This window comes from Azohydromonas lata NBRC 102462, assembly GCF_001571085.1.
Classification (GTDB): Bacteria; Pseudomonadota; Gammaproteobacteria; order Burkholderiales; family Burkholderiaceae_C; genus Azohydromonas; species Azohydromonas lata.
In genome coordinates, this window is record NZ_BCTC01000326.1 from 1 (window position 1) to 644 (window position 644).

General features: G+C 66.9%; 1 protein-coding gene. It reads left to right on the forward strand.

The features are described from left to right. The coding region (locus tag ALA01S_RS31340; RefSeq protein ID WP_169806067.1) for an efflux RND transporter permease subunit at positions 1–644 on the forward strand (644 nt) is incomplete at both ends.

The window sequence follows — 644 nt, forward strand, 5'->3', positions numbered from 1 at the left end:
AACTCATCAGCTTCCCGCTGGAGACCACCATGAACGGCCTGCCGGGGGTGGAGTCGGTGCGCTCCACTTCCAGCGCCGGCCTGTCCTTCCTCTACGTCACCTTCGACTGGAGCACGGAGATATTCCGGGCACGGCAGATGGTGTCCGAGCGCCTGGCGTCCATGGAGGAAGGGCTGCCCGCCGGCGTGGTCCCGCGCATGGGGCCGATCAGCTCGATCATGGGCGAGATCATGCAAATCGCCATCCCGATCGACCCGTCCAGGATCACGCCCATGGCCGTGCGCGAGTACGCCGACTGGGTGCTGAGGCCGCGGCTGATGGCGATCCCTGGCGTGGCGCAGGTCATTCCCATCGGCGGCGAAGTGCGGCAGTTCCAGGTCCAGCCCGACACGCGCCGCATGGCGGATCTGGGCATCTCGCACGACCAGCTCGAATCGGCTCTGAGGAACTATTCAGCCAACACCTCGGGCGGCTTTCTGGAGCTCAACGGGCGCGAGTACCTGATTCGCAACCTGGGCCGCACCTCCAGCCTGGATGACCTCATGAACCTGGCCCTGACGGCCAGGGACGGCCAGCCGATCCTGCTGCGCCAGTTGGCGCAGGTGGCGTTCGCACCGGCAATCCGGCGCGGCGACGCGGGCTTT